This window comes from Klebsiella sp. GB_Kp056, assembly GCF_040064755.1.
Taxonomy (GTDB): Bacteria; Pseudomonadota; Gammaproteobacteria; order Enterobacterales; family Enterobacteriaceae; genus Klebsiella; species Klebsiella quasipneumoniae.
In genome coordinates this window covers 1-20,315 of record NZ_JBEAJA010000035.1, presented here as the reverse complement: position 1 = coordinate 20,315, position 20,315 = coordinate 1, and the positions used below count along the sequence as shown (strand labels likewise).

General features: G+C 57.4%; 14 protein-coding genes. 4 read left to right on the top strand and 10 right to left on the bottom strand.

Annotation, left to right across the window (positions count from 1 at the left end; genetic code table 11):
* Both serC and ABLV52_RS02680 read right to left on the bottom strand, forming a co-directional pair.
* Entirely contained in the window at positions 1 to 1,089 is a 1,089-nt protein-coding gene (gene serC / locus ABLV52_RS02685) for a 3-phosphoserine/phosphohydroxythreonine transaminase (protein ID WP_023289018.1), read from the bottom strand.
* Positions 1,090 to 1,277: 188 nt separating this feature from the next.
* Positions 1,278 to 1,970 carry a DUF421 domain-containing protein gene (locus ABLV52_RS02680; RefSeq protein ID WP_023289017.1) on the bottom strand — a complete coding sequence of 231 codons (693 nt, stop codon included), beginning with the start codon at positions 1,968 to 1,970 and terminating at the stop codon, positions 1,278 to 1,280.
* A gap of 115 nt (positions 1,971 to 2,085) precedes the next feature.
* Between ABLV52_RS02680 and ycaO the strand changes: the two genes are divergently transcribed.
* The 4 genes from ycaO to pflA all read left to right on the top strand — a co-directional run bounded on the left by ycaO (position 2,086) and on the right by pflA (position 8,355).
* On the top strand, positions 2,086 to 3,846 hold the full coding sequence (gene ycaO, locus ABLV52_RS02675) for a 30S ribosomal protein S12 methylthiotransferase accessory factor YcaO (protein WP_032455278.1): 1,761 nt from the start codon (positions 2,086 to 2,088) through the stop codon (positions 3,844 to 3,846).
* A gap of 385 nt (positions 3,847 to 4,231) precedes the next feature.
* The gene (focA, locus tag ABLV52_RS02670) at positions 4,232 to 5,089 is read left to right on the top strand and encodes a formate transporter FocA (RefSeq protein ID WP_023289015.1); all 858 of its coding nucleotides are present in this window, start codon (positions 4,232 to 4,234) and stop codon (positions 5,087 to 5,089) included.
* Between the two features lie 51 nt (positions 5,090 to 5,140).
* On the top strand, positions 5,141 to 7,423 hold the full coding sequence (gene pflB / locus ABLV52_RS02665) for a formate C-acetyltransferase (RefSeq protein WP_023289014.1): 2,283 nt from the start codon (positions 5,141 to 5,143) through the stop codon (positions 7,421 to 7,423).
* 191 nt (positions 7,424 to 7,614) lie between these two features.
* Entirely contained in the window at positions 7,615 to 8,355 is a 741-nt protein-coding gene (gene pflA, locus ABLV52_RS02660) for a pyruvate formate lyase 1-activating protein (protein WP_002898145.1), read from the top strand.
* A 140-nt stretch (positions 8,356 to 8,495) separates the two neighbouring features.
* Here pflA and ABLV52_RS02655 read toward each other — a convergent pair whose 3' ends face one another.
* From ABLV52_RS02655 to ftsK, 8 genes are all read right to left on the bottom strand, one after another.
* Positions 8,496 to 9,644 (bottom strand): MFS transporter, encoded by a 1,149-nt coding sequence (locus tag ABLV52_RS02655; protein WP_008805851.1) that lies wholly within the window; start codon positions 9,642 to 9,644, stop codon positions 8,496 to 8,498.
* Between the two features lie 274 nt (positions 9,645 to 9,918).
* The gene (locus tag ABLV52_RS02650) at positions 9,919 to 10,782 is read right to left on the bottom strand and encodes a dimethyl sulfoxide reductase anchor subunit family protein (RefSeq protein WP_348889964.1); all 864 of its coding nucleotides are present in this window, start codon (positions 10,780 to 10,782) and stop codon (positions 9,919 to 9,921) included.
* Position 10,783: 1 nt separating this feature from the next.
* Entirely contained in the window at positions 10,784 to 11,401 is a 618-nt protein-coding gene (locus ABLV52_RS02645; RefSeq protein ID WP_023289012.1) for a DMSO/selenate family reductase complex B subunit, read from the bottom strand.
* A 10-nt stretch (positions 11,402 to 11,411) separates the two neighbouring features.
* A complete protein-coding gene (gene dmsA, locus ABLV52_RS02640; protein ID WP_044521912.1) occupies positions 11,412 to 13,850 on the bottom strand; it encodes a dimethylsulfoxide reductase subunit A in 2,439 nt (812 codons plus the stop codon).
* Positions 13,851 to 14,048: 198 nt separating this feature from the next.
* A complete protein-coding gene (serS, locus tag ABLV52_RS02635) occupies positions 14,049 to 15,341 on the bottom strand; it encodes a serine--tRNA ligase (protein ID WP_004201371.1) in 1,293 nt (430 codons plus the stop codon).
* 91 nt (positions 15,342 to 15,432) lie between these two features.
* Entirely contained in the window at positions 15,433 to 16,776 is a 1,344-nt protein-coding gene (rarA, locus tag ABLV52_RS02630) for a replication-associated recombination protein RarA (protein ID WP_032455263.1), read from the bottom strand.
* A gap of 8 nt (positions 16,777 to 16,784) precedes the next feature.
* Positions 16,785 to 17,396, bottom strand: a complete 612-nt coding sequence (lolA, locus tag ABLV52_RS02625; RefSeq protein WP_004201368.1) for an outer membrane lipoprotein chaperone LolA — start codon at positions 17,394 to 17,396, stop codon at positions 16,785 to 16,787.
* Positions 17,397 to 17,518: 122 nt separating this feature from the next.
* On the bottom strand, positions 17,519 to 20,315 hold a 2,797-nt coding region (gene ftsK, locus ABLV52_RS02620; RefSeq protein WP_348889963.1), incomplete at its 5' end, for a DNA translocase FtsK.

Here is a 20,315-nt window from a genome sequence, read left to right as displayed (position 1 = left end):
TTAACCGTGGCGGCGTTCGAAGTCCAGCATAAAATCGGTTAACGCCTTCACGCCGTCTAACGGCATCGCGTTGTAGATGGAGGCACGCATGCCGCCCACCACCCGGTGGCCCTTAAGCGCGTGCAGCCCGGCGGCAAACGACTCTTCTAGGAACAGTTTATCCAGCGCGCTGTCCGCCAGCTGGAACGGCACGTTCATACGGGAGCGGTTGGCTTGCGCCACATCGTTACGATAGAAGCCGCTGTTATCGATCACGCCATACAGCAGTTCGGCTTTCTGCTGGTTGATCTTGTCCATCGCGGCAACGCCGCCCTGCTGTTTCAGCCACTTAAACACCAGACCGGCCAGATACCAGGCGAACGTCGGCGGCGTGTTAAACATCGAGTCATTCTCGCTTAACACGGTGTAGTCGAGGATTGACGGGCAGGCCACGCTGGCTTTACCCAGCAGATCTTCACGCACGATGACCAGCGTCAACCCTGCCGGGCCGATATTCTTCTGCGCGCCGGCATAGATCACGCCGAAGCGGTTGACGTCAATTTCGCGGGACAGAATGGTGGAGGAGAAATCGGCGGTCACGATGACGTCGTCGCCGAAGTTCGGCGTATCGTCAATCGCGATACCGTCAATGGTTTCGTTCGGGCAGTAGTGCAGATACGCCGCGCCCGGCGTCAGCTGCCACTCGCTCATTGGCTTGACCGCGCGCTTGCCGTCGACGGTGATTTTCGCGTCGATGACGTTAGGCGTGCAGTATTTCTTCGCCTCTTTGACCGCGCTGGCGGCCCAGTAGCCAGCGTCCACATAGTCAGCGACGTTTTTATCGCCGAGGATGTTCAGCGGGATCCCGGCGAACTGGCCGCGGCCGCCGCCATGACAGAACAACACTTTATAGTTGGAAGGGATATTCAGCAGAGAACGGAAGTCCTGTTCTGCCTCTTCTGCCACCTGGATGAACTCCTTACCACGGTGACTGATTTCCATGACCGACGTACCCAGACCGTGCCAGTCGCACAGTTCCTGCTGAGCCAGTTTGAGTACTTCCGCCGGCAGCATTGCCGGGCCCGAACTGAAGTTATAGACCTGAGCCATTTCCCCTCACCACGTTGCTATGTTGTTTTGCCCGCGAACCGCCGCGGGCATAAGTTATTCCTGTGGCTATCGGTTTTATCATTCAGTGACACGGTCCGCAATGGCTAAAACTCGCCGACGGTAAAACGCGGCAGCCGTCACACAACAGAATCTATCGGCTTGACGTAATAAAACCGACATATTTGCTGTCAGGTGAGCCGTTTCGCCCGGCTGGCCTTCGACCATTCTGCATTTGCGCAGCGGGAACATATTCGCTTTTCTCCCGCCTGCATCGCCATCACGATGCTGCAGCGTACGCAGGCGTAGATCCCCTCCTGAGGAATAGTGGTATAGCGCGTGGTGCAGTGCGTCGGGAGAATCGACAACCCGGCCCTCACCTCGTCATCGGGATAATAAAACACGCTGATCTGGCCATTGGTTTCAAGGATCGCCAGCCGCACCTGGCCGAGCTGCTCGACGCTGTTGACCCGTAGCTCCATAAAAAATTCGAATTCGGTCATATTTTCCGCATGCAGTTTCTCCCATGCCAGTTGCCCCTCCTCCACCACCACGATAGGCTTGCCCTCCAGCAGATCCTCCAGCTTTTCACTATGCCCCATCAGCCACATGATGCCGCGATAAAGCAGCGCCAGCGTGACGAAGACCACCAGCACCGGCAACAGCGGAACATCGTCATAAAACGCCACGTCCCCCGCCGCCGAGCCGAGGGTCAGAATAATCAGCACTTCAAACAGCGACATCTGCCGCACGCCGCGCCGTCCGGTAATTTTGAGGAAAATAAAGACCAGAACAAAGGTGTAGAGGCTGCGCAACGCCACCTCGCCGAGAAATTCCACCGGCACTTTATCGAGCGCCATCCTCTGCCAGTCAAAGGCTTTCATTATCATCTCCCTGAGCATTAAAAGATGTCTCTAAGCATAGCCAGATGATGGAGATAGCACCTGTCAGATAAAAGCCGTATCATTGCGCGCTTTCCGTACGACAAAAGTGATCGCCATGACCCAAACGTTTATTCCCGGCAAAGATGCCGCCCTGGAAGATTCCATCGCTCGCTTCCAGCAAAAATTGCTCGACCTCGGATTTGATATCGAAGAGGCCTCGTGGCTGAACCCGGTGCCGCACGTGTGGTCCGTTCACATTCGCGATAAGGAATGCGCGCTGTGCTTTACCAATGGTAAAGGCGCCACCAAAAAGGCAGCCCTCGCCTCCGCGCTGGGCGAATATTTCGAGCGCCTGTCCACCAACTATTTTTTCGCTGACTTCTGGTTAGGCGACACTATCGCTAACGGCCCGTTCGTTCACTACCCGAACGAAAAGTGGTTCCCGCTGACCGAAAACGACGACGTCCCGGAAGGTCTGCTGGATGCCCGCCTGCTCACGTTCTACGATCCGGACGATCAGCTGACGGCCAGCATGCTGGTGGATCTGCAATCCGGTAACGATGAGCGCGGCGTGTGCGGCCTGCCCTTTACCCGCCAGTCCGACGGCGAAACGGTCTATATTCCTATGAATATCGTCGGCAACCTGTATGTCTCCAACGGCATGTCCGCCGGCAACACCCGCAATGAAGCTCGCGTGCAGGGCCTGTCCGAAGTCTTTGAGCGCCATATCAAAAACCGCATCATCGCCGAAAGCATCAGCCTGCCGGAGATCCCGGCGGAGGTCATGGCGCGCTATCCGGGCGTCGTGGAGTCGATCGCCAAACTGGAAGCCGAAGGTTTCCCGATCTTTGCCTATGATGGCTCGCTGGGCGGCAAGTATCCGGTTATCTGCGTCGTGCTGTTTAACCCGGCAAACGGCACCTGCTTCGCCTCTTTCGGCGCCCATCCGGACTTCGGCGTGGCGCTGGAGCGTACGGTCACCGAACTGCTGCAGGGCCGCAGCCTGAAAGATCTCGACGTCTTCACGCCGCCGACCTTCGACGACGAAGAAGTCGCCGAGCATGCTAACCTCGAAACCCACTTTATCGACTCCAGCGGCCTGATTTCCTGGGATATGTTCAAGCAGGATGCCGACTATCCGTTCGTTGACTGGAGCTTCTCCGGCACCACAGAAGAAGAGTTCGCCACCCTGATGGCCATCTTCAAGGCCGAAGATAAAGAAGTGTATATCGCCGACTACGAGCACTTGGGCGTTTACGCCTGCCGTATCATCGTCCCGGGGATGTCGGATATTTACCCGGCGGAAGATCTGTGGCTGGCGAACAACAGCATGGGCGCTCATCTGCGCGACACCATTCTGTCCCTGCCGGGCAGCGAGTGGGAAAAAGAAGATTACCTGGCGCTGATCGAGCAGATGGACGATGAAGGCCTGGATGATTTCACCCGCGTTCGCGAACTGCTGGGCCTCGCCACCGGCAAAGACAACGGCTGGTATACCCTGCGCGTCGGCGAGCTGAAAGCCATGCTGGCCCTGGCCGGCGGCGATCTGGAGCAGGCGCTGATCTGGACCGAGTGGACCATGGAGTTCAACGCTTCGGTCTTCAGCGCGGAACGCGCTAACTACTATCGCTGCCTGCAGACCCTGCTGCTGCTGAGCCAGGAAGAGGAGCGTCAGCCGCTGCAATACCTGAACGCCTTTATCCGTATGTACGGCGCCGAAGCGGTCGAAGCCGCCAGCGCGGCGCTGAGCGGGGAAGCGCCGTTCTATGGCCTTCAGGCTGTCGACAGCGATCTGCAGGCCTTCCCGGCCCATCAGTCGCTGCTGAAGGCTTATGAAAAACTGCAGCGAGCGAAGGCGGCGTTCTGGGCAAAATAAGCCCTAAGCGCGCCATCCTGATGACCAGCAACGGAGCCCAATGCGGCTCCGTTGATTTCACCTGACGAGGCGGCCACTATAGTTTGTAGTTGCAAAGTTAATTAATAGTAAATAATGCGCTTATAAGATTTACCATTCGTTAATTTTAAATAAAATACTCCATATTAATTAACTCAAAAAATGGCGTGAAAACGAAAAAATTCAACATAACTTATAAATTTTAAAATTTATTTTCTTCATAATATTCAATAATTTAACCACTAAAAACACAAAAACCACACACTAAAAAGGCATATAGTTCCGGTGAGATATGATCTATATCAATTTCCCTTCTATAATGCTTTGTTAGTATCTCACCGCCAACTTATATAAAGAGAGAGTTAGTGTGAAAGCTGACAACCCTTTTGATCTTTTGCTCCCTGCCGCGATGGCGAAAGTCGCCGAAGAAGCAGGTGTCTATAAAGCAACGAAGCATCCGATGAAGACCTTTTATCTGGCGATCACCGCTGGCGTTTTCATCTCCATCGCTTTCGTATTCTATATCACCGCGACCACCGGCACTGCCGCGATGCCTTATGGGATTGCCAAGCTTATCGGTGGGGTCTGTTTTTCCCTGGGTCTGATTCTGTGCATTATCTGCGGCGCTGACCTCTTTACCTCTACGGTATTGATCGTGGTGGCGAAAGCCAGCGGTCGAATTACCTGGGGGCAACTGGCAAAAAACTGGCTCAACGTCTATTTTGGTAACCTGGTGGGCGCACTGCTGTTTGTGCTGCTGATGTGGTTATCAGGCGAATATATGACTGCCAACGGCGGTTGGGGGCTCAATGTCCTGCAGACCGCTGACCACAAAATGCACCATACTTTTGTGGAGGCCGTGAGCCTGGGTATCCTCGCTAACCTGATGGTTTGTCTCGCCGTATGGATGAGCTATTCCGGTCGTAGCCTGATGGATAAAGCGATGATCATGGTCCTGCCGGTAGCGATGTTCGTTGCCAGCGGCTTTGAGCACAGCATCGCCAACATGTTTATGATCCCGATGGGTATCGTAATCCGCAACTTTGCAAGCCCGGAATTCTGGACCGCAATCGGTTCGACTCCGGAAAGTTTCTCTCACTTGACCGTTATGAACTTCATCACTGATAACCTGATTCCGGTAACTATCGGGAACATTATCGGCGGGGGTCTGCTGGTCGGGTTGACATACTGGGTCATTTACCTGCGTGGCAACGACCATCACTAAGGGTTGTTTCAGGCAGTAAATAAAAAATCCACTTAAGAAGGTAGGTGTTACATGTCCGAGCTTAATGAAAAGTTAGCCACAGCCTGGGAAGGTTTTGCGAAAGGTGACTGGCAGAATGAAGTCAACGTCCGTGACTTTATTCAGAAAAACTACACCCCATATGAAGGCGACGAATCCTTCCTGGCTGGCGCGACTGAAGCGACCACCAAGCTGTGGGACAGCGTAATGGAAGGTGTAAAACAGGAAAACCGCACTCACGCGCCTGTTGATTTTGACACTGCCCTGGCCTCCACCATCACCTCTCACGACGCAGGCTATATCGAGAAAGGTCTGGAAAAAATCGTTGGTCTGCAGACCGAAGCGCCGCTGAAACGTGCGATCATCCCGTTCGGTGGTATTAAAATGGTTGAAGGTTCCTGCAAAGCGTACAATCGCGAGCTGGACCCGATGCTGAAAAAAATCTTCACTGAGTACCGTAAAACTCACAACCAGGGCGTTTTCGACGTCTATACTCCGGACATCCTGCGCTGCCGTAAATCCGGCGTGCTGACTGGTCTGCCGGATGCTTACGGCCGTGGTCGTATCATCGGTGACTACCGTCGCGTTGCGCTGTACGGTATCGACTTCCTGATGAAAGACAAATTCGCCCAGTTCAACTCTCTGCAAGCGAAACTGGAAAGCGGCGAAGATCTGGAAGCGACCATCCGTCTGCGTGAAGAAATCGCTGAACAGCACCGCGCGCTGGGCCAGATCAAAGAGATGGCGGCTAAATATGGCTACGACATCTCCGGTCCGGCGACCACCGCTCAGGAAGCTATCCAGTGGACCTACTTCGGTTACCTGGCTGCCGTTAAATCTCAGAACGGCGCGGCAATGTCCTTCGGTCGTACCTCCAGCTTCCTGGATATCTACATCGAACGTGACCTGCAGGCGGGTAAAATCACCGAGCAAGACGCGCAGGAAATGGTTGACCACCTGGTCATGAAACTGCGTATGGTTCGCTTCCTGCGTACCCCGGAATACGATGAACTGTTCTCCGGTGACCCGATTTGGGCAACAGAATCCATCGGCGGTATGGGCGTTGACGGCCGTACTCTGGTGACCAAAAACAGCTTCCGCTTCCTGAACACCCTGTACACCATGGGGCCGTCTCCGGAGCCGAACATCACTATCCTGTGGTCTGAAAAACTGCCGCTGAGCTTCAAGAAATTCGCTGCTAAAGTGTCCATCGATACCTCTTCTCTGCAGTATGAGAACGATGACCTGATGCGTCCAGACTTCAACAACGACGACTACGCTATCGCATGCTGCGTAAGCCCGATGGTTGTTGGTAAGCAAATGCAGTTCTTCGGTGCTCGCGCCAACCTCGCAAAAACCATGCTGTACGCTATCAACGGCGGCGTGGATGAAAAACTGAAAATGCAGGTGGGTCCGAAATCTGAACCGATCAAAGGCGACGTTCTGAACTTCGACGAAGTGATGGAACGCATGGATCACTTCATGGACTGGCTGGCTAAACAGTACGTCACTGCGCTGAACATCATCCACTACATGCACGACAAGTACAGCTACGAAGCCTCTCTGATGGCGCTGCACGACCGTGACGTTATCCGCACCATGGCGTGTGGTATCGCGGGTCTGTCCGTTGCTGCTGACTCCCTGTCTGCAATCAAATATGCGAAAGTTAAACCGATTCGTGACGAAGACGGTCTGGCTGTCGACTTCGAAATCGAAGGCGAATACCCGCAGTTTGGTAACAACGATGCTCGCGTCGATGACATGGCCGTTGACCTGGTTGAACGTTTCATGAAGAAAATTCAGAAACTGCACACCTACCGCAACGCGATCCCGACTCAGTCTGTTCTGACCATCACCTCTAACGTGGTATATGGTAAGAAAACCGGTAACACCCCAGACGGTCGTCGCGCTGGCGCGCCGTTCGGACCAGGTGCTAACCCGATGCACGGCCGTGACCAGAAAGGTGCTGTTGCCTCTCTGACCTCCGTAGCGAAACTGCCGTTTGCTTACGCGAAAGATGGTATCTCTTACACCTTCTCTATCGTACCGAACGCGCTGGGTAAAGATGACGAAGTTCGTAAGACCAACCTGGCGGGTCTGATGGATGGTTACTTCCACCACGAAGCGTCCATCGAAGGTGGTCAGCACCTGAACGTGAACGTGATGAACCGCGAAATGCTGCTCGACGCGATGGAAAACCCGGAAAAATATCCGCAGCTGACCATCCGCGTATCTGGCTACGCTGTACGTTTTAACTCCCTGACTAAAGAACAGCAGCAGGACGTTATTACCCGTACCTTCACTCAGACCATGTAATTCCCTGTCTGACTGAAAAAGCGTACAATAAAGGCCCCACATCAGTGGGGCCTTTTTAACAAGCAATCCCCGCCCTAGCCTGCTTTGCCAGTTATCTATACTTTGGGTATCTGTCAAAACAGACTCGACACAGCCGCTGAGCTGTGCACCAACACGGCCCCGGATGGGCCACATCTGGAGAAAACACCGCAATGTCAGTTATTGGTCGCATTCACTCCTTTGAATCCTGTGGCACCGTTGATGGCCCGGGCATCCGCTTTATTACCTTTTTCCAGGGCTGCCTGATGCGCTGCCTGTACTGCCATAACCGTGATACCTGGGATACCCACGGCGGCAAAGAAATCACCGTTGAAGAGTTAATGAAAGAGGTAGTGACCTATCGTCACTTTATGAATGCTTCCGGCGGCGGCGTCACCGCATCGGGCGGCGAAGCGATCCTGCAGGCGGAGTTTGTTCGCGACTGGTTCCGCGCCTGTAAGAAGGAAGGTATTCATACCTGTCTCGATACCAATGGCTTTGTTCGTCGCTACGATCCCGTTATCGACGAACTGCTGGAGGTAACAGACCTGGTGATGCTGGATCTCAAGCAGATGAACGATGAGATTCACCAGAACCTGGTCGGTGTCTCTAACCATCGTACGCTGGAATTCGCCCAGTATCTGGCGAAGAAGAATATCAATGTCTGGATCCGCTACGTGGTGGTTCCGGGCTGGTCAGACGATGATGATTCCGCGCACCGCCTGGGCGAATTTACCCGCGATATGGGCAATGTCGAAAAAATCGAGCTGCTGCCCTACCATGAGCTGGGCAAACACAAATGGGTAGCGATGGGCGAAGAGTACAAGCTGGACGGCGTCCATCCGCCGAAGAAAGAGACCATGGAGCGAGTCAAAGGCATCCTTGAGCAATATGGGCACAAAGTGATGTACTAATCCCACCGGGCCGGTGATGCGCTTATGCCGGCCTGCAACGGCGTGGGAAGCTGTTACCGTCCAGCCGTTGCATTCTTATGCAAGACGGCTCTACTGCAATTAAAACGGATGACGCGCAGCATGCGCTGCGCGCTACAGGGTCAGGCGTGCGCCACCGGCGTTGGATGATGCCCGGCTTTACGCAGCAGGGTCAGCAGATAGATAAACGACACGCTGGCGATCATAATAAACAGCAGGTTATCCGAGAAGTTCTGCATCAGCATCGCCGTCAGCGTCGGGCCCAGCAGGCTGCCGATGGTATAGCTCATCAACAGCGCCTGGTTCATTGCCACCAGCTGATGGTGCTCCACTTTTTCACAGGCCCAGGCCATCGCCACCGGATAGAGGGTAAAGCCCGAAGCGCCCAACACAAACAGCGCCGGCGCCATCGCCGCCTGGCTGAGCATCGCCATACATCCCAGAATCACCACAAAAACCTGCACCCGCAGCACCAGCAGGCGACCGTAGCGGTCTGCCAGGCGCCCTACCGGCCACTGGCCGAGGATCCCGGCGCTAACCATCACCGCCATCCAGAAGCCAATGCCGGCGTCGCTGACGCCCTGATGGTTCAGCCACAGCGGCATCAGACCATACAGCGAGCCGAGGACAATCCCTGAGATAATGCAGCCATTGACCCCGTGGCGCGCCTGGCGCAGCTTCAGCATCGGCCAGATACGTACCGTTTCATGTGGCTCTTCGGCCTGCCCCATGATGCGGGTAAACAGCAGCGGCAGGATCGCCGCCAGCGCCAGACCCGTCACCCACGGCAGGACGCTCATTAGATCGGTGGGGAGTTTACTGACCATCAGCTGGCCCAGTACGGTACCGACGTAATAGACCATCATGTACGCCGCCAGCAGACGGCCGCGGCTGCGTGAAGTGCCGCTGCAGACCAGCGCGCTTTCCACCACCACCCAAATCATCGCGCAGCCTACGCCGGCGATAAAACGCCAGCTCAGCCACGTCCAGAAGCCCACGGTGATCCCCAGCCCTACGCAGCCGACGGCGAATATTAACGACGCGAGATAATAGCTGCGGTTAAACCCCAGGCGCTTGATCACCCAGCCGGCAAGCAACGTACCGGCCAGGTTGCCGGTAAAATAGGATGACCCCACCATGCCGACCTGCCAGGTTGGCATATTTTCATGGGCGAGCCAGAGCGGGACGAGCGTATTCAGCACCGCTATCGCCAGGGTCAGTAAAAGCAGGCCACAGAGCAGCATTTGCACTGGCCGGGTGTAGATGGTCATGGGTAAAAACCGTGAGGAATGTTCAGATCGCGAGCGCATCATGCCACCGCTAAAAACATTGTCAATCCACCTGAAATCAGGCCTGACGCGGTTTTGCCGGGCACGATAGAAGTTTTTTATCCACAGAACGGATAAAGATGAGGCAACAGATAATACGCTGTTGTTTTTCTTAATTTATTAATAAATCTTGCTGTTAATTTCAGTCGAAAAATTTCATCTATCGACAGCACGTTTTCATCATGCCGGCACGCCTGCGCCGGCATGATGACGCTGATTAACTGGCGATAGCCATCCCGACGGTCATATGCAGACCATAGAATACGCCGCGGCCGATCATCTCTCCCGCCAGCACCAGAACAAACGCCAGGCCGAGCAGCGAGACCGCCGGCTTGCGACCGCGGATCTGCGGCACGCACCAGCAGGCCAGGGCCAGCGCCAGCAGCACCACGCGCCAGGCCATAAGCAGCCCATAATCCGGCACCAGGGCGGAGGCCTGCTGAACTGAGCTGCGGATAGTGGCGAGTTCACTCCCCTGCATCAGGACCACCACGATACTCACCAGCAGCGCCAGTAAAGTGACCACCGGCAGCAGGCGCAGCGCCCAACCGTCGACGCCTGCGACGCGCAGCAGCAGGTAGCCCAGCAGCGGGCCGCCGATAAACAGCGTCAGGAAGAAGCTCAGCGGCGTCCAGACGGTATACCAGGTCGGCACCGTGTCGATGGTGTTATAGACCCGCACCATCATCCAGACGAAGATCACCCCAAGCGCCATGGTCGCTACCAGCCACAGGCTACGCAGTCCGGCAGGCAGCTTTTTACACACGGTCAGCAGCCAGCCAATCCCGCCGACGGCGAAGAAGATCGCCCCGCTGGCTATCTCATTACTCAGCGAGGAGGCCCCTACGCGATTGAGCGAGTTAAAGGCCCGCAGCGGCGAACCGAGGTGCATTGTCGAGGCGATAAACCCGATCCCCATCAATACCCACAGGCCGAACATGCTACCCACCACGCGCTGCTCCTGCTCACGGGAGAGCTTGCCCGTCATGAGCGCCAGCGCCAGGACGATGAAGCCGCCCGCGACGCACTGGCCGAAGACCGTAAAGATCATCAGCGGCCATTCATGCCATCCGTTTCCCATCTTACACCTCCTTCGGGTTTGCCAGGTAACCGGTGGTATCGCCACACGGCCGGGCATTGGCGTTAGGTTTGATCACGATGCTCGGCCGGGTAAAGTGCGCCGAAGGCAACGGCGCCACCGCCGCCAGCTGGCCGTGCTTAGCGCGCAGTTCGGCAATCGGCCCGAAATCCAGCGCCCGCAGCGGGCAGGACTCGACGCAGATCGGCTTTTTCCCGTCGGCAACGCGCTCGTGGCAGCCGTCACACTTGGTCATATGGCCTTTGTCGGCATTATATTGCGGCGCGCCGTAAGGACAGGCCATATGGCAGTAACGGCAGCCAATGCATACCTCTTCGTTGACCACCACAAAACCGTCTTCGCGCTTGTGCATCGCTCCGCTCGGACAGACCTTGGTGCAGGCCGGATCTTCGCAGTGGTTACAGGCGATGGAGAGGTAATAGGCGAAAACGTTCTGATTCCAGACGCCGTTATCCTCCTGCCAGTCGCCGCCGGCATATTCATAAATGCGGCGGAAGCTGACATCCGGGGTCAGATTTTTGTAGTCCTTACAGGCCAGTTCGCAGGTCTTGCAACCGGTGCAACGGGCGGAATCAATAAAAAATCCATACTGAGTTGTCATCGGTTACTCCTTACAGCTTCTCAACCTGGACGAGGTTGGTATGCGACGGGTTCCCCTTCGCCAGCGGCGAGGGGCGCTGGGTGGTCAGCACGTTAATGCTGCCCGCCTGATCCACGCGCGAGGCGTCCGGGTTATACCAGGCCCCTTCCCCCAGCGCGACCACGCCCGGCATCATGCGCGGGGTCACCTTCGCTTCGATATGCACTTCCCCACGGTCGTTGAAGATGCGAATGCGATCGCCGTTGGCAATGCCGCGCTGGCGGGCATCGATCGGGTTAATCCACATCTCCTGCCGACAGGCAGCCTTCAGTACATCGACGTTGCCGTAGGTTGAATGGACACGCGATTTATAGTGGAAGCCGGTCAGCTGTAGCGGGTATTTCGCCGTCAGCGGATCGTTGTAGTTTTCGAAGCCCGGGGTGTAGATCGGCAGCGGATCGATGACATCGCCTTCCGGCAGCTCCCAGGTGGCGGCGATTTTCGCCAGCGCCTGCGAATAGATTTCAATCTTGCCCGAAGGCGTGGTCAGCGGATTAGCCTGCGGATCCTCGCGGAAGGCTTTATAAGCCACATGGTGCCCTTGCGGATCGCGCTGCTTATAGATGCCCTGCTGACGGAAGGTGTCGAAATCCGGCAGGTCGGGAATCGCTGTACGCGACTGCTCATACAGATAGCGCATCCAGCCTTCCTGGGTACGGCCTTCGGTAAATTTTTCCTCGACGCCGAGGCGCTTCGCCAGCTCGCTGGTCATCTCATAGATAGTTTTGCATTCGAAACGCGGCTTGATGGCCTGGTCGGCAAAGATGACGTAGGACATGTTGCCGCAGGAAGCATCCAGCGCGAAATCCATCTGCTCAGAGGCGGTGCAGTCCGGCAGCAGAATATCGGCGTATTTCGCTGACGAGGTCATATGGCAGTCGATGACCACAATCATCTCGCACTTCTTGTCGTCCTGCAGGATCTCGTGGGTGCGGTTAATCTCTGAGTGCTGGTTGATCAGGCAGTTGCCCGCATAGTTCCAGATCATTTTGATCGGCACATCGAGCTTATCTTTGCCACGCACCCCATCGCGCAGGGCGGTCATTTCCGGGCCGCGCTCAATCGCATCGGTCCACATAAACATTGAGATGCTGGTCTGAACCGGATTCTCCAGCGTCGGCATGCGCTCAAACGGCAGGCTGTAGGAGCCCTCGCGCGCGCCGCTGTTGCCGCCGTTGATCCCGACGTTACCGGTCAGAATGGCGAGCATCGCGATAGCCCGGGTGGCGATTTCGCCGTTGGCGTGACGCTGCGGCCCCCAGCCCTGGCTGATATAGGCCGGTTTGGCGCTGGCAATTTCGCGCGCCAGTTTAACAATGCGTTCGCGCGGAATACCGGTTATGGTCGAGGCCCACTCCGGCGTTTTGGCGATACCGTCGGCGCCCTGGCCAAGGATCCAGGCTTTATAGTGGCCATTGGCCGGGGCATCGGCAGGCAGAGTTTTCTCGTCGTATCCCACACAGTATTTATCGAGGAACGGCTGATCGACCAGATTCTCGGTGATCATCACCCACGCCAGACCCGATACCAGCGCCGCATCGGTACCGGGGCGAATCGGGATCCATTCATCTTCGCGTCCGGCGCCGGTGTCGGTATAGCGCGGATCGATAATGATCATCCGGGCATTGGATTTCTGGCGCGCCTGCTCAAGATAGTAGGTCACCCCGCCGCCGCTCATCCGCGTTTCGCCTGGGTTGTTGCCGAACAGCACCACTAACTGGCTGTTTTCAATATCCGACGGGCTGTTGCCATCCGCCCAGCCGCCGTATGTGTAATTCAACCCTGCGGCAATCTGCGCGGATGAATAGTCGCCGTAATGATTGAGATACCCACCGCAGCAGTTCATCAGACGGGCAATCAGGGTTTTCCCCGGCGGCCAGGAGCGGGTCAGCGTGCCTCCCAGCGTGCCGGTGCCGTAGTTCAGATAGATGGACTCGTTGCCGTAGTCTTTAATCAGGCGCTGCGTCGTGCTGGCGATGATATCGAACGCCTCTTCCCAGCTGATTTGCTCGAATTTACCCTCACCGCGTTTGCCTACGCGCTTCATCGGATATTTCAGCCGATCGGGGTTATAAACCCGGCGGCGCATAGACCGCCCGCGCAGGCAGGCGCGCACCTGATGCAGGCCGTCATAGTTATCGTCACCGGTATTATCGGTTTCGACGTATTGAATCGCGCCATCCACCACGTGCATGCGCAGCGGGCAGCGGCTACCGCAGTTGACGGTGCAGGCGCTCCAGACCACCTTCTCACTGGCCGGGGCAGGCGTGTCGGCGGCGTGGGCCATACGGGAAAAGGGTAACGTTAGTGCGTTGCTGGCCAGCGCCAGGCCGCCTATTGCCGTGGTTTTCATCAGACCACGGCGGCTTACCTCAGCAGCCAGTAAAGCATCGGGGGCTTTAATTTTCATGGATACTCGCTTTGGTTGCTCACAATAAACTGACAAGCGCTATATAGTCATATATATAAGGCTTTGAAATATTATTGGTTTTTTATGCTGGTTTAATCCAAAGGGAGTATCACTGCATTCGCGGATGGGATTATTGCCCGGTATCAATAAGGATGTAAAAAAAGCGCCCGCAGGCGCTTTTAAGGGAGAAGGTAAAAATTAACCGATATATTCGAGGCCGCGCATATACGGGCGCAGAATTTCCGGGATCTCGATACGGCCATCGGCCTGCTGATAGTTTTCCATCAGCGCCACCAGGGTACGACCGACCGCCAGGCCAGAACCATTCAGGGTATGAACGAGACGGGTCTTCTTGTCGGACTTGCTGCGGCAGCGAGCCTGCATACGACGCGCCTGGAAATCCCAGACGTTGGAGCAGGAAGAGATCTCACGGTAGGTGTTCTGCGCCGGGACCCACACTTCGAGGTCATAGGTTTTGCAGGCGCTGAAGCCCATATCGCCGGTGCACAGCGCGACCTTACGGTAAGGCAGGCCCAGCAGCTGCAGCACTTTCTCGGCGTGGCCGGTCATCTCTTCCAGCGCCGCCATCGAGTCTTCCGGACGGACAATCTGCACCATTTCAACTTTATCGAACTGGTGCATACGGATCAGACCGCGGGTGTCGCGACCATAAGAACCTGCTTCGGAACGGAAGCACGGCGTATGGGCGGTCATTTTTATCGGCAGATCGTCTTCATCGATAATTTCATCACGCACCAGGTTGGTCAGCGGCACTTCCGCCGTCGGGATCAGCGCGTAGTTGCTGCTGTCAGCCTCTTCTTCCAGCGGACGGGTATGGAACAGGTCGCCGGCAAATTTCGGCAGCTGGCCGGTGCCATACAGAGTGTCCTGGTTAACCAGGTACGGGACATAGTTTTCGCTATAGCCATGCTGTTCAGTGTGCAGATCCAGCATGAACTGCGCCAGGGCGCGGTGCAGACGGGCCAGCTGGCCTTTCATCACCACGAAGCGCGAACCGGTGAGCTTAACGGCGGCGGCAAAATCCAGCCCCCCGTGCATTTCACCCAGCGTCACGTGATCGCGCACGTCGAAATCGAACTGGCGCGGCGTGCCCCAGCGGCTGACTTCAACGTTGTCGTTTTCGTCACGGCCAACCGGCACGTCATCGTGAGGAATATTCGGGATCGCCAGCGCGATATCGCGGATTTCCGCCAGCAGCGCTTCCAGCTCGGATTTTGCGGCATCCAGCTGTTCGCCGAGTTTGTTCACTTCCAGGCGTAATGGCTCGATGTCTTCCCCGCGCGCTTTCGCCTGGCCAATGGATTTCGATCGGGAGTTGCGCTCCGCCTGCAGGTTTTCCGTTTGCACCTGCAGAACTTTACGACGCTCTTCAAGCGCGCGAAGTTTATCTACATCCAGCTTAAAGCCCCGGCGTGCCAGTTTTTCTGCGACTGCGTCTGGCTCGGTACGCAGCAGATTGGGATCGAGCATGCTTATCCTGTGCTTATCGAATTAAAAAAAGAATAGTGGCCGCAGACTACGACCACGGAAATAGTGTAATAACCTTACCGCAACGCCTCAATTAGCGGTAGCGTTTTATCGGGCTATTTTGATCCTGTTCAGCGAGCCAGGCGAGCTTTTCGCCAATTTTGCCCTCAAGCCCCCGGTTTGTCGGGCGATAATAGCGCGTTTGCGCCATTTCCTGCGGGAAGTACTGCTCACCGGCGGCGTAGGCGTTAGGTTCGTCATGAGCGTAACGATACTCCTGCCCGTAGCCCATCTCTTTCATCAGCTTCGTCGGGGCATTGCGCAGATGCACCGGAACGTCATAGTCCGGACGGTCTCGCGCGTCGGCCAGCGCCGCTTTAAAGGCGGTGTAGACCGCATTGCTCTTCGGCGCGCAGGCCAGATAGACAATGGCCTGGGCAATCGCCCGTTCGCCTTCCGCCGGCCCGACGCGGGTAAAGCAGTCCCACGCCGAAATGGCCACCTGCATCGCCCGCGGGTCGGCGTTGCCGACGTCTTCCGAGGCAATCGCCAGACAACGGCGGGCAACGTACAGCGGATCGCCCCCGGCGGTGATGATCCGCGCGTACCAGTAGAGCGCCGCGTCCGGCGCGCTCCCGCGCACTGACTTATGCAGGGCGGAAATCAAATCGTAGAAACGGTCGCCTTTATTATCAAAGCGCGCGCTGCGCTCGCCGGCGATCTCGGTCAGCAGTTCCGCCTTCAGCACCCGCTTGCCCGCATCATCGCTCTCGGCCATATCGGCCATCATTTCCAGGGTATTCAGCGCCCGCCGCGCATCGCCGTTCACCAGTTCGGCGATGGCCCTGCGGGTCTCATCCGGCAAAACGATATCCTGGCCGCCGTAGCCGCGGGTTTTATCGTGCATCGCCTGGTCAAGCACCTGCTCGATATCGTCGGTGGTGAGCGATTTCAGTAAGTAGACGCGGGCGCGGGAGAGCAGCGCCGAGTTAAGCTCAAAGGAGGGATTTTCGGTGGTCGCGCCAATAAAGGTGATGGTGCCATCTTCAATATGCGGCAGAAAGGCATCCTGCTGGCTTTTATTGAAGCGATGCACTTCGTCAACAAACAGAATCGTTCGTCGGCCGGCGTTGCGATTCTGCCGCGCGCGCTCAATGGCCTCGCGGATCTCTTTCACCCCGGAGGTCACCGCCGAGATCCGTTCGACATCGGCGCTGGCATAGCGGGCGATCACTTCCGCCAGGGTAGTCTTGCCGGTGCCCGGCGGCCCCCAGAGGATCATCGAATGCAGGTGCCCGGCTTCGATCGCCCGCGGCAGGGGTTTGCCCGGTGCCAGCAGGTGCTGCTGGCCAATATACTGCGCTAAATTTTCTGGCCGCATGCGAGCGGCCAGAGGTTGAAACGCGTTGTCGGAAAAATCGAGCGACAGATTGCTCACTTTCGCCTCTACTTACGTTGATCGTCCACCGTCACCCCTTTCGGCGGCGTAAAGGTGAACTTAGATGCGTCGACGGCGCCGTTCTGCTGCGATTTCAGCTGATAGCTGCTGCGCTGATCATCCTGCTCGACGGCGCTGAACTGATGGATGGTGCCGTCCCGACCGACGTTGATCGTGAACTGCTTCAGGTTGCCGCTGCCGCTTTTCGGCGTCAGCACAAAATCATCGCCGTTTTGTTTGATATTGTACTGCTGCCAGTCGCTGGACTGGTTGCGGGCAATCAGCATAAACGGCGTGTTGCTGGTGGCGTCTTTCAGCCAGGTCGCCGTGGCCTGCTCGACGAACGGGTTATAGAACCACAGGGTTTTACCATCCGAAACGAGGACGCTCTCATCCGGCTGGGTCATATGCCAGTTAAACAGATTCGGGCGTTTTACCCACAGGTCGCCCTGTCCGTCCTGCACGGCGTTGCCGCTGCCGTCGGTGACTTTTTGCGTGAAGCTGGCATGGAAGCTGCTCACTTTATCAAGACGGCTTTTTAAGTCACTGGCCGCATCTGCCCAGACCTGGCTGACGACCATACCAGACAGTAATGCACAGGTGATTGCGAGTTTTTTCATTGTTCTTCCTTAATGTGCGTCACTCCCGACGCGGGAGCCTCTTCTGCCCCTAATGTAGGACCGCCGACGGCGGCGGGACAGAAGAATTGGCTGATTTTGCGCTTATTTACCCAACTTTGCACTCATTCAAAGGGCGGCGGCGCCAGTACTTCGCGGTTACCGTTATGGCCCTGCTCGCTGACAATGCCCTGCGCTTCCATCTGTTCGATAATACGCGCGGCACGGTTATAGCCGATGCGGAACTGGCGCTGCACCCCGGAAATCGACGCTTTACGCTTCTCGGTCACAAAGCTGACCGCCTGATCGAACAGCGGATCCAGCTCTTCACCACCGTCGAAGCCACCGCCGCCGCCTTCGCTTTCGCTGTCGGAGGTAATGCCGTCTACATACTGCGGACGACCGCGGGCTTTCCAGTCCTGAACCACGGCGTGGACTTCCTGGTCGCGAACAAACGCCCCATGGACGCGCACCGGCGTGGTGGAGTTCGGCCCGGAGTAGAGCATGTCCCCCATCCCGAGCAGCGATTCCGCACCGCCCTGATCCAGAATGGTACGCGAGTCAATTTTGCTCGACACGGTAAAAGCGATGCGCGTCGGAATGTTGGCCTTAATCAGACCGGTAATGACATCCACCGACGGACGCTGCGTCGCCAGCACCAGGTGGATCCCCGCCGCACGCGCTTTCTGCGCCAGGCGAGCGATCAGCTCTTCCACCTTCTTACCGACGGTCATCATCAGGTCGGCGAATTCGTCCACCAGCACCACAATGTACGGCAGCTTTTCCAGTACCGGGTGCACGGCGTCCATACTGTCGCCTGGCTTCCAGTACGGATCCGGGATCGGACGCCCCATGCGCGCCGCTTCTGCAATCTTCTCGTTATAGCCCGCCAGGTTACGCACGCCCAGCGCCGACATCAGCTTGTAGCGACGCTCCATCTCGTTGACGCTCCAGCGCAGCGCATTGGCGGCGTCTTTCATGTCGGTAACCACTTCCGTCAGCAGGTGCGGAATACCTTCGTAGACCGACAGCTCCAGCATTTTCGGGTCGATCATGATGAAACGCACATCTTCCGGCTGCGCCTTGTAGAGCATGCTGAGGATCATGGCGTTGACGCCGACCGACTTACCGGAACCGGTGGTACCGGCCACCAGCAGGTGCGGCATTTTCGCCAGATCGGCCACCACCGGATCGCCGGCGATGTCTTTACCCAGCACCACGGTCAGCGGCGACGGGTTATCACGGAACTTGCTGTTGTCGAGCACTTCACGCAGGTAGACGGTCTGGCGCTTTTTATTCGGCAGCTCAAGCCCGACATACGGTTTACCCGGGATCACCTCCACCACGCGCACGGCGACCGTGGACAGTGAACGCGCCAGATCCCGTGACAGGTTAGAGATTCGCGCCGCTTTGACGCCAGGCGCCAGATTCAGTTCGAAGCGGGTGATCACCGGCCCCGGCGAGTAGTTCACCACATCCGCTTTAATGCGGAAATCGGCGAGTCGCGCTTCCACCAGTCGTGCCATCTGCTCGAGAGCAAAGGTATCCACCGGCTCGACTTCACTGGGCGGCGGCGTAAGCAGATCCAGCGACGGCAGCGGCGTCGTCGGCTTTTGCAGCGGTCGACTATCGCCATTGCGCATCAGCAGCGGGTGGATCAGGCTCTCCTGCGGCGCAGGCGCGGCAGGCTGATGCCCCGGCGGGGTAACCGGCTGGTGTTGCGGCACGGACTGCGGCGCAGGCTGGTAAGGCTGCGGCGGTACTGGCTGATGGTGTACCGGCTGGTGCTGCGCAGGTTGATGTTGATAACCCTGCTGCGGAGCGGCGGCCGGTTGTTGATAGTGCTGGGCTGGCTGCTGCGGCTGTACTTCAGGTGTCGGCGTAAACAGCGGCTCGCTCGGCCCCTCATTGACCAGAGTTTTCATCGGCGAGAATTCGTAATCCGCCGGCGAGAACGGATTGGCGCCCGGCGGCTGCTCGGAGGCGTAGCGCTGCTGCTGGGTGGCGGCAAACTGGCGCGCCAGCTCCGCTTCCGCCGCGGCGTCGGCATCATCGTCATCAGTCGCGTTATCGTCTTCCCAGTGATGGCCATAGCGCTGCTGTTGAGTGGCGGCGAACTGGCGAGCCAGTTCATCCTGCTCCATAGCATCCGCTTCCTCATCCGAGAGTAGCCCATCATCATAATGGGGGTCGCGCTCCGCCTGCCGCGCGCGCTGTTCTGCTTCCCGCTGCGACGGTAGCTTGATGCCGTAGGAGGCCAGTTCCCGACGCGTCGGGACGCGAACGCGATTAGGCCGCGGTAGTTTTGGACCAATGCCCTCTTTCACCTGTACCCGCGGTCCGCTGGAGGCCGGGCTGAACAATGGCGCCGTCGCTGCGGACGCGGCGGTCGCCGTCGTCGCTGCCGCTGAGCCGCCGCTGGCAGCCGTTGCCTGATGCACCCCGGCCGCCACCGCAGAAACCACGGTTGACTCCACGGGCGGTTTGGACGGGGCGGCTGGCGGCGTCAGCGGTTTGGTGGCGATCGGGCTTTCCGGCTCCGGAATAGGCTGATACCAGGAAGCCAGCAGCTCGCGTTCGCGCGCCCGTTTCTCTTCCACTTCCTCGAAGTAATAGAGCGGCGGACGTTTCACTTCTTCCTGCACGACCTCAGGCTCTGGCTGCGCGGCAGGTACCGGCGCGGGCTCAGGCTGATACGCCTGCGGCGCGGGCTGGCCGGCATACGGATCGTAAACCGGCTGCTGATACTGTGCAGGCTCGGGTTGATACCCCTGCGGCGCGGGCTGACCGGCATGCGGATCGTAAACCGGCTGCTGATACTGTGCAGGCTCGGATTGATGCCCCTGCGGCGCAGGCTGACCGGCATGCGGATCGTAAACCGGCTGCTGATACTGTGCAGGCTCGGGTTGATACCCCTGCGGC

What these genes read in the sequence shown, in the direction of transcription:
- ABLV52_RS02680 (WP_023289017.1), bottom strand. Translation starts at nt 1,970, where the DNA reads ATGAAAGCCTTTGACTGGCAGAGGATGGCGCTCGATAAAGTGCCGGTG.
- serC (WP_023289018.1), bottom strand. Translation starts at nt 1,089, where the DNA reads ATGGCTCAGGTCTATAACTTCAGTTCGGGCCCGGCAATGCTGCCGGCG.
- pflA (WP_002898145.1), top strand. Translation starts at nt 7,615, where the DNA reads ATGTCAGTTATTGGTCGCATTCACTCCTTTGAATCCTGTGGCACCGTT.
- pflB (WP_023289014.1), top strand. Translation starts at nt 5,141, where the DNA reads ATGTCCGAGCTTAATGAAAAGTTAGCCACAGCCTGGGAAGGTTTTGCG.
- ABLV52_RS02650 (WP_348889964.1), bottom strand. Translation starts at nt 10,782, where the DNA reads ATGGGAAACGGATGGCATGAATGGCCGCTGATGATCTTTACGGTCTTC.
- serS (WP_004201371.1), bottom strand. Translation starts at nt 15,341, where the DNA reads ATGCTCGATCCCAATCTGCTGCGTACCGAGCCAGACGCAGTCGCAGAA.
- dmsA (WP_044521912.1), bottom strand. Translation starts at nt 13,850, where the DNA reads ATGAAAATTAAAGCCCCCGATGCTTTACTGGCTGCTGAGGTAAGCCGC.
- ABLV52_RS02655 (WP_008805851.1), bottom strand. Translation starts at nt 9,644, where the DNA reads ATGACCATCTACACCCGGCCAGTGCAAATGCTGCTCTGTGGCCTGCTT.
- ABLV52_RS02645 (WP_023289012.1), bottom strand. Translation starts at nt 11,401, where the DNA reads ATGACAACTCAGTATGGATTTTTTATTGATTCCGCCCGTTGCACCGGT.
- ycaO (WP_032455278.1), top strand. Translation starts at nt 2,086, where the DNA reads ATGACCCAAACGTTTATTCCCGGCAAAGATGCCGCCCTGGAAGATTCC.
- lolA (WP_004201368.1), bottom strand. Translation starts at nt 17,396, where the DNA reads ATGAAAAAACTCGCAATCACCTGTGCATTACTGTCTGGTATGGTCGTC.